Source organism: Pseudomonas fluorescens (assembly GCF_018614655.1).
GTDB lineage: Bacteria > Pseudomonadota > Gammaproteobacteria > Pseudomonadales > Pseudomonadaceae > Aquipseudomonas > Aquipseudomonas fluorescens_BX.
Genome location: NZ_JAGGOG010000013.1, coordinates 309,666 through 324,482, shown reverse-complemented (window position 1 = coordinate 324,482; position 14,817 = coordinate 309,666). Strand labels below are relative to the sequence as shown.

General features: G+C 58.6%; 15 protein-coding genes and 1 tRNA gene. 8 read left to right on the top strand and 8 right to left on the bottom strand.

Annotated features, from left to right (window positions below):
- Nucleotides 1-4: 4 nt before the first annotated feature.
- From J7E41_RS13485 to J7E41_RS13460, 6 genes are all read right to left on the bottom strand, one after another.
- A complete protein-coding gene (locus tag J7E41_RS13485; protein WP_214993560.1) occupies nt 5-1,048 on the bottom strand; it encodes a CobW family GTP-binding protein in 1,044 nt (347 codons plus the stop codon).
- The gene (locus J7E41_RS13480) at nt 1,045-1,641 is read right to left on the bottom strand and encodes a UbiX family flavin prenyltransferase (protein ID WP_214993675.1); all 597 of its coding nucleotides are present in this window, start codon (nt 1,639-1,641) and stop codon (nt 1,045-1,047) included. Before J7E41_RS13480 ends, J7E41_RS13485 begins: the two co-directional genes overlap by 4 nt.
- An 11-nt stretch (nt 1,642-1,652) precedes the next feature.
- On the bottom strand, nt 1,653-3,038 hold the full coding sequence (locus J7E41_RS13475; RefSeq protein ID WP_214993558.1) for a UbiD family decarboxylase: 1,386 nt from the start codon (nt 3,036-3,038) through the stop codon (nt 1,653-1,655).
- A 134-nt stretch (nt 3,039-3,172) separates the two neighbouring features.
- Nucleotides 3,173-4,078 carry an amidohydrolase family protein gene (locus J7E41_RS13470; protein ID WP_133102824.1) on the bottom strand — a complete coding sequence of 302 codons (906 nt, stop codon included), beginning with the start codon at nt 4,076-4,078 and terminating at the stop codon, nt 3,173-3,175.
- Nucleotides 4,079-4,082: 4 nt separating this feature from the next.
- Nucleotides 4,083-5,012 carry an amidohydrolase family protein gene (locus tag J7E41_RS13465; RefSeq protein WP_214993557.1) on the bottom strand — a complete coding sequence of 310 codons (930 nt, stop codon included), beginning with the start codon at nt 5,010-5,012 and terminating at the stop codon, nt 4,083-4,085.
- 354 nt (nt 5,013-5,366) lie between these two features.
- A complete protein-coding gene (locus J7E41_RS13460; RefSeq protein ID WP_214993556.1) occupies nt 5,367-6,257 on the bottom strand; it encodes a LysR substrate-binding domain-containing protein in 891 nt (296 codons plus the stop codon).
- Nucleotides 6,258-6,375: 118 nt separating this feature from the next.
- On the opposite strand from J7E41_RS13460, the gene J7E41_RS13455 reads away from it, so the two are divergent.
- The 5 genes from J7E41_RS13455 to J7E41_RS13435 all read left to right on the top strand — a co-directional run bounded on the left by J7E41_RS13455 (nt 6,376) and on the right by J7E41_RS13435 (nt 11,619).
- The gene (locus tag J7E41_RS13455) at nt 6,376-6,840 is read left to right on the top strand and encodes a (2Fe-2S)-binding protein (RefSeq protein WP_214993555.1); all 465 of its coding nucleotides are present in this window, start codon (nt 6,376-6,378) and stop codon (nt 6,838-6,840) included.
- Nucleotides 6,840-9,053, top strand: coding sequence for a xanthine dehydrogenase family protein molybdopterin-binding subunit (locus tag J7E41_RS13450; protein ID WP_214993554.1), 2,214 nt, complete (start codon nt 6,840-6,842; stop codon nt 9,051-9,053). Before J7E41_RS13455 ends, J7E41_RS13450 begins: the two co-directional genes overlap by 1 nt.
- A 5-nt stretch (nt 9,054-9,058) precedes the next feature.
- A complete protein-coding gene (locus J7E41_RS13445) occupies nt 9,059-9,979 on the top strand; it encodes a LysR substrate-binding domain-containing protein (RefSeq protein ID WP_214993553.1) in 921 nt (306 codons plus the stop codon).
- A 194-nt stretch (nt 9,980-10,173) separates the two neighbouring features.
- Entirely contained in the window at nt 10,174-10,890 is a 717-nt protein-coding gene (locus tag J7E41_RS13440; RefSeq protein ID WP_214993551.1) for a class I SAM-dependent methyltransferase, read from the top strand.
- A 300-nt stretch (nt 10,891-11,190) separates the two neighbouring features.
- Nucleotides 11,191-11,619 carry a hypothetical protein gene (locus tag J7E41_RS13435; RefSeq protein ID WP_214993673.1) on the top strand — a complete coding sequence of 143 codons (429 nt, stop codon included), beginning with the start codon at nt 11,191-11,193 and terminating at the stop codon, nt 11,617-11,619.
- Between the two features lie 643 nt (nt 11,620-12,262).
- Here the strand turns inward: J7E41_RS13435 and J7E41_RS13430 are convergent.
- Nucleotides 12,263-12,349, bottom strand: a tRNA-Leu gene (locus tag J7E41_RS13430).
- A gap of 328 nt (nt 12,350-12,677) precedes the next feature.
- On the opposite strand from J7E41_RS13430, the gene J7E41_RS28090 reads away from it, so the two are divergent.
- The 3 genes from J7E41_RS28090 to J7E41_RS13415 all read left to right on the top strand — a co-directional run bounded on the left by J7E41_RS28090 (nt 12,678) and on the right by J7E41_RS13415 (nt 14,147).
- Nucleotides 12,678-12,869 (top strand): DUF2188 domain-containing protein, encoded by a 192-nt coding sequence (locus tag J7E41_RS28090; RefSeq protein WP_251029478.1) that lies wholly within the window; start codon nt 12,678-12,680, stop codon nt 12,867-12,869.
- Nucleotides 12,870-13,004: 135 nt separating this feature from the next.
- The gene (locus J7E41_RS13420; RefSeq protein WP_214993548.1) at nt 13,005-13,640 is read left to right on the top strand and encodes a LysE family translocator; all 636 of its coding nucleotides are present in this window, start codon (nt 13,005-13,007) and stop codon (nt 13,638-13,640) included.
- Nucleotides 13,641-13,688: 48 nt separating this feature from the next.
- The gene (locus J7E41_RS13415) at nt 13,689-14,147 is read left to right on the top strand and encodes a GFA family protein (protein WP_214993547.1); all 459 of its coding nucleotides are present in this window, start codon (nt 13,689-13,691) and stop codon (nt 14,145-14,147) included.
- A 1-nt stretch (nt 14,148) separates the two neighbouring features.
- Here J7E41_RS13415 and J7E41_RS13410 read toward each other — a convergent pair whose 3' ends face one another.
- A complete protein-coding gene (locus J7E41_RS13410; RefSeq protein ID WP_214993546.1) occupies nt 14,149-14,676 on the bottom strand; it encodes a DinB family protein in 528 nt (175 codons plus the stop codon).
- Nucleotides 14,677-14,817 lie beyond the last annotated feature (141 nt).

Here is a 14,817-nt window from a genome sequence, read left to right as displayed (position 1 = left end):
TCTTTCAGCCTGCCAGGCAGGCGGCAAAGCCTTGGTTCAACGCCGCGCGATCCAGGTCGCGGCCGATGAACACAATCTTGCTTGAGCGTGGTTCCGTACCCCATGAAGTGGAGGCACGGAACTCGACCAGGCTGTGAACGCCCTGCAGCACGTAACGCTGATCCTGATCTGCGACGGCCAGCACACCTTTCATGCGGTAGAGGTTGTCGGCCTGCTCATTGCGCAGCGCACTTATCCACTGGTGGAAGGCGAGCAGATTCACAGCGCCGTCCACGGCGATACCGACTGACGACACGCTCGGATCATGATCATGATCATGATCCAAATCATGGTGGTGTTCGTCGGCGTGGTGATTGTGCTCAGAGCCGATTTCCATCAGCTTTTGCGTCGACTCGAACGCACCGATGCCGAGAATCTTCGACAGGTCGATCTCGGCGTAGCTGGAGGTCACCAGGTCCGCCGTGGCGTTTAACCCACGAATCTTGTCGCGCAGCGCTGCTACGTCGTCCTCGCTCACCAGGTCGACCTTATTGATCACAATGCGGTCGGCGCAGACGATCTGATCGACTGCCTGGTTGTCCACGCCATCCAGCTGCAAATCCTCCAGATGCTGGGCGATGTGCTTGGCGTCGACCATGGTCACGATGGCGTCCAGTTCGACCTCATCTGCAATCGGGTCGTTGATAAAGAAGCTCTGCGCCACTGGATACGGATCGGCCAAACCACTGGTCTCGATCAAGATGTGATCCAGCCTCACCGGTCGCGCCACCAGTTCGCGGACGATGCGTACCAGGTCCTCTCGAACCTCGGCGGTGCAGCACACGCAGCCGTTGACCATCTCGTAGATTTCTTCGGTCTCAGAGCTGAGCACCAGGTCACCGTCGATGCCGACTTCGCCGAATTCGTTTTCGATCACGGCGATCTTGCGGCCGTGGTTTTCCCTGAGGATGTAATTCAGCAAGGTCGTTTTGCCAGCGCCGAGAAAACCGGTAAGGATGGTCACGGGAATTTTGCGGTTTGGAGTAGGGGCGTTGAATGGACTGTTCATGCGAGCTCCTTTGTTGTTGCGAAATGGCCGGTGGCCGATGGGCCAGGTTCACCCCAGCGCAGCGCGGTTCCGGCGTCGAGGCCGAACAGGTCGAGGACACGGCCGAGGCTGTGATCGACCATTTGCGAAAGATTTTGCGGCCGGGCGTAGAAGGCCGGCACCGGCGGGGCGATGATCCCGCCCATTTCGGTGACGGCGGTCATGTTGCGCAGGTGGGCGAGGGTCAGCGGCGTTTCTCGCGCCATCAACACCAAGGTTCGGCGTTCTTTCAATGTGACGTCCGCAGCGCGGCCGATCAGCCCCGAGGAGGCGCCGGTGGCAATCTCCGCCAACGTGCGCATGGAGCACGGCGCGACCACCATGCCCAGGCAGCGGAACGAACCGCTGGCGATCCCGGCAGCCACGTCGTCGGCCCGGTGGTAGTGGCTGGCCAGCGCGGTGACTTGCGCCAGTTTGTAGTCGGTTTCATGGGCCATGGTCAGCAACGCAGCCCGGCTGATGATCAGGTGGCTTTCGATGTTCAGTTCAGCCAGCAACTCCAGCAGGCGCGCGCCGTAAATGAACCCCGACGCGCCGCTGATGCCGACCACCATGCGCTGGCGGTTCACGATTGATAGCCTTTGAGCAGGGTGCGGGCACGCTCGATCACGTCCTGATCCAACTGCGCCTTGATCCCGTCGAAGCCTGAACCGCGTGTTGCATCCAGGCCCATCCGCGAGGTGGTGCCGTTGACCGAAGACGATGGGTCCAGCGGACTGCCTGGCAAACCGTCGATGACGAAAATATCCTGATGCGGCTGAAAGTGTGTGGCCAATGCCCACAGCACCTGGCTGTCGTCGCTGATATCAATGTCACTGTCCACTGCAATCACGGTTTTCAGGTACGGGTCCCAGCCGAGCAGGGCGAGCATGATCTGTCGCGCCTCACCGTCGCGACTTTGATCCAGCGCCACGTAGCAATGAAAGTGCGTGCCTGAGTTGGGGTAGTGCACGGCGGTGACGGCGGGGAAGCGTGCCTTGAGTTTCTCGCTCATTTCCGCTTCCCGTGGCAGGCGCGCCAGGGTCAGGTGTTCCGCGTATCGTCCGCCGACCACGTCCACCAGCCAAGCGTCCTTGCGCCGCATGAGGGTGTCGACCCGCAGCACGTTATTGGTTGAACGGTCTGAGGAGTAGCCGCTGAACTCGCCGAACGGACCTTCCTCGGCATAGGCCGCCGGATCGATGGCGCCTTCCAGTACAAACTCGGCATAGGCCGGTACGCCGATGCCATACAGCGGGGTCTTGACCAGTTCCAATGGGGCGCCAAACAGGCCTCCTGCCACTGCGCGTTCATCGCTGCCGAACGGTAAACGTGCTGCGGCGGCAAGCATAAACAGCGGATGGGCGCCTATCACCATGGCCACGCGTAATTCTTCACCGCACTCGCGAGCAGTTTGCAGCATGCGCCACAAGTGACCGCGCGAATGCAGGCTGGTGGCGAGGGTTTGCCGGGCATGGCGCATTGAGCGGTGATAGCTCATGTTGGCAATTCCGGTGACCGGGTTTTCTGCAATGATGATCGCGTTGGTAATGTACGGGCCACGGTCGGTGTCGAAGTGCTTGAGCATCGGCAACAGCGCCAGGTCCACGGCTTCGCCTTCGAAGATCTCGTCCAGTACCGGACCCGTTTCCACGTAACGGGGCGCGATCGGATGATTGGCACGGGTCTGGAAGGTTTCGTGCAGCTGCGCCGGTGTGACACCGAAGATCCGCGCGATGCGGGTCCGGGAGGCGAACACATTGGTGGCCACCGGCACCCCGAGTTGGCCGACGTTTTCGCAGATCAGCAGTGGGTCAAGGCCTTGGGTGGCCAAGGCATCGACCAAGGCGGTGACGTCCTGATCAGCGGAAAGTTTTTCGTGAACAGTCAACACATCGTCCGGGTACTGCCGGCGATAGGCATCGATAAAATCGTGAAAATCCTGGGTATCGCCGAGCGTAGAGAGGGTCATGGTTTCACCTCGTAAAAAAGCAGGCGCGCAGGGCTGAGGGCGACGTTCGATCGACAAACCGTTGGCCTGCCGGTCGATCGAGCGCCGGGTCATCTGTACGCCTGTAAAGTCGCTGTGCGCTGGTTTTAAAACGCTTAGAGGTAGGTTGTGGTCAGACGAATGTCCGCCTCGATCAGGTCCTTGGGAGGTGGCGTCGGTTCGATGCCACACAACCGGGCGATGTTGTTGCCCAGGTAATCTTCAAGGTGGTCCTCATCAATTCCCAGGCCTTGCGGCGCTGGCGAACACAGAACTTCGAGTTCGCGCAACCACATGCCCGGTTCGTTCGGCGGCGAGTCGGTGCCGAAGACGATCTTGTTGCGCGGCAGATCCTTGGCGAACTCGACGATCCGCGACTGAAAGCACCAGCCGGATTCGCAATACACGTTCGGCGTGTCCATGGCCATCCAGAACGCTTCGAACGAGTAGTTGCCGCCGGTCTGGATGCCGAAGTGCCCGATGATGAAGTTGACCATCGGGAATTCGCGGATGATCGGGTAGAACATCGTCGGAATGGTGTACGGACCATCACCCGTGTGGATCAGCACCACGATGTTGTACTTGGCGCAGACTTTCATCGCCGGCCGCAGCCAGTCCAGCGCCCTGTCGGGACGATAGCCGTGCATGTTGGCGTGCAGCTTGAGCATTTTGAAACCGTATTCCTTGATATGAAACTCCAGCTCTGCCGCACCGTTTTCCGGTCCCCAGCGCGGGTTGAAATTGAAGTTGCCAATGAACCGATCCGGGTACTTCATGCACAGCTCTGCGATGTACGACATGTAGTCGCGCACGCCTTCGCGGCCTCGCCGGTTACCGTCGCGATAACCGGTATTGCCCGGGGGCGGCTGGATGAAGCCCATATCGATGCGGCGCGGTTTGCCGTTGATCATATACGGGCCGTCCATCAGCTTGAGCATGCGCTCGCCGGTAAACGGTTCGCCGGTGTGGCGCCAGGCCTCATCGACCAGGTTGGTGGGGTGCAGATGGGTATCGATAATCATCGGTTCAACTCCTGGCCAGTTGGGTAGTGACAGGACGCTTCAACTGCGCCTCGGCTTCGGATACGGAGCGGGGCGGCGGGGTCGGTTCGAGGCCGATCATCCGTGCGGTGTTGTTGCCCAGGTATTCTTCGAGGGTGTCCTCGTCGAGATTCAGACCTTGTGGCGGCTCATGACAGAGCACTTCCAGCAGGCGCAGCCACATGCCCGGTTCGTTCGGAGGGGTGTCGGTACCGAAAAGGATTTTGTGGGTCGGCAGGACTTTGGCGAACTCGACGATCCGCGATTGCAGGCACCAGCCCGATTCGCAGTAGACGTTGGGCAGCTCCATCGCCCACTGCATTGGTTCGAACACGTAGACGCCGCCCGTCTGCACCCCGAAGTGCGCCATGATGAAATCGACGTTGGGGAACTCCTTGATCATCGGCACCCATTCCGACGGGATGCTGTACGGGCCGTCGCCGGTGTGCAGTTTGACCGGGATGCCCAGCTCGGCGCATTTCTCGAAGGCCGGACGGACCCAGTCCAGTGCACGATCGGGGCGACAGGCGTGCATGTTGGCCTGCATCTGGACCATTTTGAAGCCGTGCTCCTTGACGTAACGCTCAATCGCCTCGACACCATTTTCCACGCCGCAGCGCGGGTTGTAGACGAAGCAGCCAATGAAACGATCCGGGTAGGTCTGCACCATCTTCAGCGTGTACGCCATGTAGGCGTCGATGGACTCGCGCCCGGTGAGGTCGCCGTCGGTCCAGGTGTAGATGGTGTTGCCTTGTGGCGGCTGGATGAAGGCTTTGTCAATGCGGCGAGGTTTGCCGTTGACGGTATACGGGCCATCCATCATCTCCAGCAGACGCTCGCCGGTGAACGGGTCACCGTCATGCCTCCAGGCGAGGTCCACCAGGTCGGTGGGATAGCAACTGATATCGATGATCATTGAAGTCGATCTCCTGATAGCGGGGAAGGGAACCTTGCGGTTCGCAGCAGCCACGTCCCGGGTAATCGGCCATTTCTATGCGCACTGCTGCGCATTCCCTCGCCTGGTCGCATCCGGCTCGGGACGCTGGCTGCTTGGGGGAAGTATTGGAAGGGCGGGAGGGGGTCGTACAATATTAATTGGGAGAGGTGTTGATATGTGTTCGATATCGGCCGGGATTTTGTGGTGTCTGTACCGGCCTCTTCGCGAGCAAGCCCGCACCCACAGGGGATCTTCAGTGAGTGCAGGATTTGTGTCTGGCACCGATCAACATGTGGGAGCGGGCTTGTTCCGGGCGGCGATCCGACGAAGGCGTCAGATCAGTGTTTGCTGAGCCAAAGTCTTGATCACCTCAACCACCGGCGCCACCCGCTCGGCCTGCCCCGGCGGCCACACGGCGTAGAGGTTGTAATGCGCCGGAATTTGCACCGCGTTCAGCTCTATCAAGCGCCCCGCGCGCAACGCATCCGCCGCTAGCAACCCGCGCACCAGGCCCGCGCCAACCCCGGCTTCGGCCGCTGCAATCAGGTTGGCCGCGTTATCGAAAACCACCCGCGCAGTCGGCTCGGTCGGCGCCATTGCGGCTGCCTCCAGCCAGGGAATCCACGAGCGCCGCGTATACCCCAGCAACGGCAATTCCAGCACCTGCGCGGGCGTAATTGGCACCTGCAACCCATGGCGCTCAAGCAGCGCCGGGGAGGCCACCGCAGTCACTCGATCGCCGCAGATCTGGGTCATCTCGCAGTCTTCCCAATCGCCATACCCGTAGCGCAGCGCCAGGTTCACCCGCTCGAACGAGCTGCGATCCGAGCGCGGCATCGACAGCAATACCACTTCATGGTCAGGCAATAAATCGAGCAGTTCCGGTAGTCGTGGATTGAGCCAGCTTTGGGCCAATTCACTGTCGACATCAAGGGTCAGCCGCTGTGCGACGCTGCGGTTTTTTACCGAGGACAGCGCCCGGTCGATCTGCGCCAGGCCGTCGGACAGTACGCTGGCAAACAAATGCCCGGCATCGGTCAGATTACTGCCGCCACCTTCCCGCACGAACAGCGGCTGGCCGATGAAGTCTTCCAGGCTACGGATCTGCTGGCTGATAGCGCTGTGAGTCAGGTCGAGTTTACGCGCGGCACTGGAGAAGCTTCCGCTGCGTGCGGCCTGGATGAATGCACTCATGGACTGCACCGACGGGTATCGCTTGTACATGCTGTTAGTCCTACTTACACAGGATGGCAGAAATCGTCGCTGGTCCGATTTTCCACAGACTCCCAATAATCGGCGACCAGGCCTGCACAAAGACGGGCCGCTCTCTTGGAGCCTGACAATGATCGAACTCACGATAAACGGCGAACGACACGAGCTGGTAGAGACATCGCCCTCCATGCCCTTGTTATGGGTGTTACGTGATCACTTGAAACTCACCGGCACCAAGTTCGGTTGCGGCATGGGCCTGTGCGGTGCCTGCACCGTGCACCTGGACGGTGTCGCGGTACGTTCCTGCCAACTGCCGGTCGCCGCCGTGGCGGGGCACCGCATCACCACCATCGAGGGCTTGTCATCCACCGAACAGCATCCGTTGCAACTGGCCTGGGTTAGCGAAGATGTCCCGCAATGTGGTTACTGTCAATCCGGGCAGATCATGTCCGCGGCCGCGTTGCTCAACACCGGTGCGACAGTCACCGATGACTCGATCCGCAACGCCATGTCAGGCAACGTGTGCCGCTGCGGCACTTATGGGCGAATCAATAAAGCCATCAAGCGTGCATCTGCCGCGCTGAAGGAGGCGTGATGACGTTGATCGATGACACTGGGGTCGAACTGCCGCGCCGCCTCTTTCTCAAGCAGGCTGGCACTGTTGTCTGCGGCCTGGCAATTGGGTTCTATCTGCCCTCAGGCATAGGCGCTACGGACCTGAAAACACCTGCGTCTGTGGGGAGCTTCGAGCCCAACGCCTGGGTTCGGGTATTGCCCGACGGCACGGTGAAACTGGTGGTGCACAAACACGACTCCGGCACAGGCACCCACACCGCACTGGCCGCTTGCGTGGCCGAGGAACTGGACGTCAACCCGATGACCGTACAGGTGATATCGCCGGAAAATCCGTTCTTTGAAACCTATATCCATCCGATATGGAAAGTCTTCTCGACAGGGGGTAGCACCAGTGTTTCTCTGGAATACGATCGCTTGCGGATGGCCGGTGCCACGGCGCGCGCACTGCTCATCACTGCGGCGGCCAAGCACTGGAACGTCAGCCCCGACAGTTGCACAACCGAAGAGGGCCGGGTGGTGCATTCCGCCAGCAAACGCAGCCTGGGTTACGGTGAGCTGGTGAGCGTTGCCGCGAAATTGCCAGCACCGGGCAACGTCACTCTGAAGGATCCCGCGCAATTCAAGTACATTGGCAAACTACGGCACAAGCGCGATGCGGCGGCCAAGGTGTGCGGGCGCTTCAAGTACAGCATCGATGTGGAATTGCCCGCGATGCTGGTGGCGGTGATCCAGCGCACGCCGGTGGTCGGCGCCAAAGTTGTCTCGGTGGACTCCAGTGCGGCGTTGCAAGTGCCGGGCGTGCGTAAGGTAATCGCGATTCCCGGCAGGGCTGATGTGCTCGGCGGCAATCAGGAAGGCGTCGCAGTGCTCGCAGACAACTACTGGGCCGCCCAACAGGGTCGTGCGTTGCTCAAGGTGCAATGGAGTGATTCACCCCTGGCCGGTTTCGACAGCGATCAACTGGCGGCGGCGCAATCGGCGGCCATCAACGACAAAAATGCACAGCGGGTGTCCGCCATGGTTGCAGGTGACGTGAGCGCTCAGTGGCCGAAAGCCGCCAAGCTGCTCGAGGCCGATTACCTCATGCCGTACAAGGTGCAGAACCCGCTGGAACCGATCTGCATTACCGCCGAGGTGAAGAATAACGCCATCACCTACTGGGGCGGCGTTCAGGTGCCATCCTCGGCGCTGGAAGCTGCGCAAACGGTGTGCAAGATCGCCAAGGACAAGGTCACCCTCAATGAGTTGGTGTCCGGTGGCAGCTTCGGGGCACGGGAGGCCAAGTACTGGTTGTTCGAAGTGGCCTACCTGGCGCAGCAGGCCGAGGTGCCAGTCAAGTTGATGAACAGCCGTGAAGACGAAATGCGTTCGCTGTTCATGCACCCGGCGACTTTGCATCGAGTCAAAGGTGCGCTGGATGCTCAGGGCACACTCATGGCGTTGAAACTTGACGCTGTCTCACCGGCTTCGCCGGAACAGTGGGAACCCGGCTATTTCGAACGCCCCGACCACATGGACTACAGCACTACCGAGGCTATCACCGCGTGGGACTTTGCCTATCGTCCTGCGAATCTGGACCTGGCCTGGGTCAGGCACGAAAGCAACGTGCCCAGCGGTTGGTACCGCTCCGTGAGCTTCATTCCCAATGTGTTTGCCGTCGAAAGTTTCATGGATGAATTGGCACACAGCTCGGGACAGGATCCATTGGCCTTTCGCCTGGCCAACATGAAAGACCGGCCCCGGCACGTCGCGGTGTTGAAGAGTGCCGCTGAACGTGCCGGTTGGGGCCAGCCATTGCCGGAAGGGGTAGCCTTGGGGATCGCCACCAATCAGGGTTACACCAGCTTCATCGCGGTGGTCGCCAGACTTTCGAAAAAAGACGGTGTGATCAAGGTCGATAAGCTCACCTGCGTGGTCGATTGCGGCCTGGCGGTGTCGCCGGGCGGTGTCGAAGAGCAGATCTACGGCGGCTTGATGTGGGGGCTCGGCCACGCGCTGTTCGACCGCATGGACATCAAACAGGGCAGGGTGGTGCAGAGCAACTTCCATGATTACCGGGTGCCCCGGATGTCGGACATGCCGACGATAGATATTCTGGTACTGGACGGCGAGCCGAGCAAACCCGGAGGTGTCGGTGAGCTGGGCAGCCCCTCGGTGGCCCCGGCCATCGCCAATGCGCTGTTCAGCTTGACCGGTCTGCGCCAGCGCGCCACGCCACTGACCCTGGGGTAGCCGTCATGGACTTGCGCTTGCTGCGGTATTTCATGGCCCTTGCTGAAGAGCTGCACTTTGGCCGTGCTGCCACGCGTTTGCACATTTGCCAACCGCCGCTGAGCCAGCAGATTCGTCTACTGGAAGAGGAACTGGGCACGCCGTTGTTCGAGCGCAGTCATCACCGGGTCGAGCTGACAGCGGCCGGACAGATGCTCAAGGAGCAGGCGCCGCTGGTATTCGAACAACTGAACCGCGCGCTGGACCTGACTCGTCAGACCGGTCGTGGTCAGTTGGGCGAGCTGGAAATCGGCATGATCAGTTCGGTGATGGTTGGCGTGCTGCCGCGGGCTCTACACCTCTTCTGCGAGCGCTATCCTCAGGTTTCCTTGCGGCTGCATGAAATGACGCCAGCGGCACAGGTCATGGCGTTGAAGGAGAAGCGCATTGATGCCTGTGTGTTCCGGGTCGGCTATGACGATCCGCAGTTGCGCAATGAACTGCTGCTCTACGAGCCGATTCGCGTGGTCATGCCTGTTAATCATCCTTTGGCTCGATGCGAAAGCCTGGCGCCGGCGGACTTGGCACAGGAGCCTTTTGTGGCGCTGGAACTCAAGCAGTCGCGGTTTGCTGATTTTCTCTATCAGTGCTGCATCAAGGCCGGTTTTATCCCCCAGATTCGCCAACAGGTGATCGAGGTTCAAACCTTGCTCAGCCTGGTGCAGGCCGGTTTCGGTGTGGCGTTATTGCCAGCGTCCATTGAGCAGCTGGCGCCAGCCGGGTTGGTGTTTCGCCGGCTGAGCCCAGCGTTGCCGGAAGTGCCACTGTATGCCACTTACCGCGCAGACGATGACTCGCCCGTGCTCAAACTGTTTCTCGATACGTTGCGCGAACGGGTTCTCGAAGAACGCCAGCAACCCCTCCTCAATTCCATAACGCGGATTTGATTTCACCCTCGAACTGGCGAATATACGATTCGCCATTCTGGGTGGTGTCGGGTATCAGGCTTCCCGAGCACTGTGTACACCTCTGTTAACCGGGTAAATTCAATATTCCTTGCAGGAATGCATTTTATAAAATTATTGAATTTTCATTATTCCATTATGTGGCATAGCTTATTTCAAGGACACGGAGAACGGCCTTGAAATCATCCCCTCTAAACGCAGCTGAAAAATTTGATACTTCACGGGCCAAGGAGTACGGACGGCAGAGCCGTATCGCATTAGCTGGGTATGACGCCTGTCAGGATCTTGCCGCGTGCATGCTGGCGGCAAGCCTGGGCAATGCACGCTCCGCGAAAATACTGGTCGTTGGCGCTGGCGGCACGGCGCAGGAGATCATTGCAATGGCAACGCTGGAGCCGACATGGCGCTTCACTGCCGTCGATCCATCCGAGCCGATGCTGGAAGCTGCGGCGCAGCAGTTGGAGGCAAACAATTTGCTCGAAAGAACAAGCCTGCATCTTGGGCATGTTGAAGACTTGGCAGCGGACGAGTCCTACGACGCAGCCACCTTGATCGGAGTACTCCATCATCTCGATGGAGATGTTGCGAAGCGGCAAATTTTACACTCCATTCGGGCTCATCTAAAACCGGGGGCGCCGCTGATTGTCGCGGGCAATCAATATGCTTATGCCAGCCAACCGTTATTGCTTGCCGCTTGGGGGCAACGGTGGCGACAGCATGGCGCGAGCCCGGATGAAGTAAAGGCCAAGTTAGGGAAAATTCTTCAGGGAGCTGATCCGCCACATTCCGAAGCGGCGGTTCAAAAATTGATGCATGACTCCGGATTCGGAAACGCTACTCGCTTCTTCAGTAGTCTGTTCTGGGGGGCCTGGCTGACGCGTAAGACCATTTAAAACTGAACCGATGACTGCCTACAGCCATCGGCAGCAATGGCAGCTCTCTACCGCTCCTGTTTACTGGGCTTGCAGGTAAAAAGCGCAATGGAATCGGTAGTCAGCATCGGATGCTTGGCTTTGCACTGATTTACTCTGAGTTGGTGTCGTTTTGGGGTTGCCTAATAGTAAGAGAGGGCAACACATTCTCATTCACATTTATAAAAATGTACTGGCGCTCCTATTTTTCGTTTGTCTTTGAACCGTGTTTAGCTAAATGTGTCAGAGGTGATGAGTAAACAAACCATTATGGAAGCCATCATGCGTTTTAAAAATAAAAGTCTAGTTGCCATCATGTCGTGCGCGTTGATGCTTGCTGCTGCACCGTTACTTCCTGCTCAAATGTCCATCATGACCTCTGCCTATGCCCAAGATGGTGGTGGTGGTGGTGGTGGTGGTGGTGGTGGTGGTCAAGGTGGTTCTGGTCACTCGGGTGGTTCCAGTAGTCATGGCCGTGGCGAGGGCTTGAGCAGCGATCATGTAGGGAAGGCCGTCCGCGATCATGGCACTAGTGGAAACCACATTGGCAGCGATCGGAATAGTGACCGTGGTCATGGTTCAACGACTTCAAGCATTGCACCTTCCAAAGACACTCGTGGAGTGACAAAAGCTACCGCTATTTCGGCTTCTACTCCTGGAGATCACAACGCCAAAGGGTTGAGCAAGGCTCGCGCTTCAACTTCCAAGTAATTCGCTTCGATATTTGTCAGGCCACTCTGTACATCAGGGTTGACAGGTTACTTGTGTCTCATTTTAGTTCGGCCGAACTGGCCTCTTCGAACTGACGCGCCACGCGTCGTTAATCACGATTTAGTGGCCCGGCTAACTCAAGAAAGCGATCAGGTCGTCGCCAACACTTACTGGCTTTTAGGACGTTAAAAATGAAGCGCATCGCAATAATGCTTTTGGCCTTTTCAGGTCCTCTCCTGCTGGGAGGTTGTGTACCTGTCTGGGATGAAGGCGGCGGGTACGGTCGTGATCGTGATAGAGGCTATGATCACGGTCGCAGATACGACCAAAGGAATGATGATGATCAGGGTTATGACCGCCGGTATGATCGTCGTGATAATGATCGATGGCATGATCGTAATCATGACCATGATGACAGGGACGACTGACTCCTTGGCCTTCGCGCGGAGCTTCCCGGAGTGTAAGTCATCAATTAAGGGTTGCCTTATAAGCCGCCCGGACAGTGTTCCGTTCTCTGTGGCTTATTTATCGATCCTTTGCCCTTGATGGCTTCCACGACGGAATGCCCTAAACGAAAAAACCCGCCAGAAGGCGGGTTTTAAAGGGTTTCACGGACGTTGATGGCTGTCAGTGGAACATAAGATGGTGCCCGAAGCCGGAATCGAACCGGCACGCCCTTACGAGCGGGGGATTTTAAGTCCCATGCGTCTACCAGTTTCGCCATTCGGGCGGTAGCGCGGTGAAGCGACTCAGGGGGCTTGATGGTTCAAGATGGCCTTGAGCGTTGCAGCAGGCTAGGGAATATATAGATCCAGCCTCATTGGCGCAAGTTCGAACACGGTCTTTCGCTGATAAATATGCGGATAAAAAAGCCAGACAGATCAGTGATCTACATCAATTGCGTGATCCATCCTGCAAGACATGACCTCCGTGGAAATGGCGACAATATCCATTTTGAAAGGACACTCGGGGCGACGTTCGGTAGGCCGCCACCCGGCACCCAGGTGTATGGTGGATCAGGTAACTCCTGGATTATCTCTGGATAGAGAGAGGTGACTATGAGCGCTCCCATGCTGAAAAAGATGCATCTCAATGGCTATGAAATCGTGCAGGTCAACAGTGGCCCCTGGCGGGTATGCACCCGGGATGACCGGTTAGCGTCCTTTGGCTCCCGTGAGCAGGCCTTGGCGTATGCCGCCGCGTTACCGGGATACAGGCCTCGTACATCCCCCGTTTCGAACGACGATTGAGTGAGCTTGAACGCCATCAATAGCCTCGGCAAGTCCGGGGCTTTTTTGTGGCCGGTGATTGGCGGTGAAGCGGATTTTAATGGATCATTCATCGACCAATAGCCTGAATGAGGCTGCGTTAGATAGGAATTCCCCATGTCCCTGGCAACCTTGTTTTTATTCGTCATGATGAGTGCAGCGATTATCGCCATCCCCGGTCCGACCGTGTTGCTGGCGTTGCAGAACGGCTCGCGCCATGGGTTGAAGGCGGCGGTGTGGGGCATGGCGGGTGCGGTGTGGGCGGATGCATTGCTGGTGACTGCGGTGGCATGCGGCCTGGGGTTATTGCTGGCAGCGAGTGAAGGGCTGTTTCAGGCGCTCAAATGGCTCGGCTCGGCATACCTGGTGTGGCTGGGCTGGCAGATGCTGCGTTCGCCGCCAACGGCGTTGCCGACGGTGGGAGAGGGTGAAGAGGCCAGTGTTCGTTCGGTCAGCATTTTCACCCGCAGCTTTCTGGTAGCGGTTTCCAATCCCAAGGCCTTGTTGTTCATGTCGGCATTTTTGCCGCAGTTTGTCGACAGCACCCAACCCCAGTTGCCGCAGTATGCGTGCCTGTTGCTGGTGCTGTGCGTGCTGAACGTGAGCACCATGACGTTCTACGCTGTGTGCGGGGCGCGACTGCTGCGTCGCTTGCGGCCCGCGCACTTGCAGCGCTTTAATCGGGGCTCCGGCGGTTTATTGATGACGATGGGGGTGCTGCTGGCCGCCTACCGTCGTTCGCCAGCGCAATGACATGAAGCGCTATCAGTGCTTCAAATCAATCATGAAAAGGAGTCAATGATGAGTGTCGATGGTTTTTCCCAGGAAGGCGGCTGCCGGTGCAACCGGGTGCGCTTCAGCATTACTCAGAAGCCGGTGATCACCATGGCATGCCATTGCACCGGCTGCCAGAAAATGACCTCCAGTGCGTTCTCCCTGAGTGCGCTGGTACCCAGCAGCGGCTTTACCGTGACCATGGGTGAGCCGGTGATCGGTGGGCTCCATGGCGTGGATCGCCATTACTGCTGCCCCCATTGCATGAGTTGGCTATTTACTCGACCCAACGATGTGGAGGAGTTCATCAATGTGCGCGCAGTGATGCTGGATGACGCCAACGACTATGTCCCGTTCATGGAAACCTGGACCAGCGAGAAGTTGCCCTGGGCGTCCACACCAGCGATTCACAGCTTTGCGCAGCTTCCCGAGAGGCAGGCGTTTCCTGATTTGCTGCAGGCATACGCCGCGCACAGAGGGGCGTAGCTCAGTCGATGAGACCCACCAGGTCGGTATCGCCGACATCGTGTCCGGCCTGCGTCAGCAGTGTCGTCGCTTGGCCCCGATGGTGGGTCTGGTGATTGAAAAAGTGGGTGATCAGGCTGTAGAAATTCTTGTCTGCTGCGACGCCTCGCATGTTGTGGTAGCGCAGGCGCTGGTCCAGGTCTGGTTCGCTGACCGATTGCGCCCAGTCGAGGATGATCTGGTCCAGCCAGACACGCTGGGCCTGGAGTTCGCGGATGTTGGCAAACGCCAGTTGGTCCAGTCTGTGTGGCGTGTCCAGTGCTTTTAGCGGGGTCAACGCGGCGTATTCGGCTGGATGCTCGGCAAAGCGCTTGAGCCAGACGGTATCCCCCAACATAAGGTGATTCAGGGTGCCGATGATCGAACTGAAAAAGGCGCCCCGGTCGGCCAGCAGCGCTTCGTCGCTCAGCCCACGGGCAGTTTCATAAATCTTCAGATTCATCCACTGGTTATAGGTGGCCATCAGGCTAATATGCTCGGCGCGGGTCACGTGCGTCCCTCCTTGGTGGGGGTGTTTGAGTGTGGCGACCCCATGATAAGGCGACCAGAGGATGGACGATACGGCAGGGAGAGCACGAACCCTGCCGGGCGGTCACGACGTTATCGCCCAGGCAAGCTATTGTTGCTTGTC